The organism is Psychrobacter sp. 1U2 (genome assembly GCF_051847575.1).
The window spans coordinates 1-2,070 of the sequence record NZ_JBPYDC010000077.1; the positions used below are offsets into that span (position 1 = coordinate 1).

Annotated in this window: 1 protein-coding gene; it reads right to left on the bottom strand. The window is 41.9% G+C overall.

Annotated elements, in window-relative coordinates; genetic code table 11:
• Window positions 1–297 precede the first annotated feature (297 nt).
• The gene (locus ACS8FD_RS13265; protein WP_198336912.1) at window positions 298–1,881 is read right to left on the bottom strand and encodes a Fic family protein; all 1,584 of its coding nucleotides are present in this window, start codon (window positions 1,879–1,881) and stop codon (window positions 298–300) included.
• Between the last annotated feature and the right edge of the window lie 189 nt (window positions 1,882–2,070).

The window sequence follows — 2,070 nt, forward strand, 5'->3', positions numbered from 1 at the left end:
TCAAATACTCAAATACTCAAATACTCAAATACTCAAATACTCAAATACTCAAATACTCAAATACTCAAATACTCAAAATTATTTTGAGGATCTGTAATAACCTTGTCAAATAAAAATTGTCTGTTATCAAAGTTCCTCTAATATATTCTGTTTAAGTAAGAAAAATATTGATTACGTTTCAGGTGACAGTATTTTAGCCGAATCTTTTATAAACGAATCATTATCGTAACGATGACACAAATACTAGCTTGAGCTTGATTATTAAGGCAGACTTTCCTGCGTATAGCAGAGTTTGTTCTAACTATTCAAACCATTTGCTTCATCTTTAAATGTCTCTACAACCACAGAGAAAATATCGTCCCAAACCTCATCATTTGCCAAAAACGGATAATCTTTCAATAGCTTATTACTTTTAGCACCCTTATTCTGCAGCATGCTACGAATGATTCTATCGGCATAGCTGTTGGGCATCTCAATAATCTCTTTTATCGCCAGTCGTGCATGGTCATGTTGTCTTAGGTACTGTGACTCGTTATGCATCTCTTTTTCAATAACATGAGCAATCAGTCCTGATAAGTACTGAACGTGAGGCGTTAGATCCATGAAGCGCCATGCAGGTTGAATCAGGTGAGTATTTCCAAAATTTAAGTTTGAGCGAATACCATCAGGGTAGGTAACTGCCTGTTTATCAAAGCTGTAATGATCACGGATTTGCTTCATGAGCGGCACAGAGACACGGTCTAAAATCTTATCATAGGCATGCCGGTCTGAGGGATGCTCGGCAATGGCTTGTGATATAGGTAGGATAATCGGCTCATGAATGACCTGGTCTCGCCTGAGGACGTCATTAATTAAAAAGCGATGTACACGGCCATTGCCATCCGCCAGCGGATGAATATATACAAAGGCAAAGGAGGCAACCGCACTACGCATCAGTGCTGATTGTCCCTCAGTCTTTTCCATAAATACCTGTAATCCTTCTAACTTATCAGCAATGTCATCAGCTGGTGGAGCAATATAATGCACAATTTCTTTAAAGCCATTGACCTGAGTATGCGACACAAAAACTGGTGATTGACGGACACCATACTGCTGGATAACCGTTTTGCTACCGAGTATCTCTTGTTGCAACTCTGCTAGTGATTCAGGATCAAGCGGAATGTCACCGGTGCCGGTACGCCGTGCCATCACATCGGCAAAACGTTCAATGCGTTTTAACTCTTTTCCCTCACCTTCTATAGTAAAGCTGGCTTTACTCTCTCGTAGGGTCATCCATACGGAGGCGCGCATCAGTAAGTCTTGCCCAAATTCATCGTTAAGTTTGTCAACCATTGTGGCAATATCGAGTGCAGCTGCTTGCGTAAAGGCCTCTGTTTTTACCAGCATCGGACAGAAATGACGGGTTCCTGCTAGATTGTCATTGATACGCCAGCGAGCGTTCTTGATGACCTGCGAAGGACTTGAAGTAACCAACTTCTTGGTAACCAAAGCATCCACATAGTTACCGCCTATATTACTCGGTACCTCTAAATGCTTATCCATGAGCCACTCATACAAGAAAGCCATTCTACGGGCATAGCTGCCTGTCGGCTCAGCGTTTACCCATGCTTGCACGTCATTTGCCCCTATCTGCTCAAATAGACGAACCAGTAACTCTAAATTCAGTACTTCATGACGCATGTGAAACTGTAAGTGCGCAATGATTGTGTCCAGTGGACGCGCGGTTTCCTGATAAGCGTTATGAATGACGTCACCGTCTTTATAGGTTTGCCTGCGCCCACCGATACTACTGCTGACATATAAAGGGGACACCAGCTCTATGCTGGCATAACGGACAAGCCATGCTGCGCCAATAGGATCTGAGATAGGGGTATTCATCATGAGTGGCTCAAGCGATTATAGATAAGCCATTTTGCGCAAAAACAATTATGAATGCAATATAATGATTATTATAAAGCCTTATTGCATTAAAACGATTTTCTTATGACGTTGCGATGAGCTATGCTGAAGAAACCGTACACCTAAACTTGGTAAACTAACGACTCGATGAGGAGTTTACCATGACTAAGA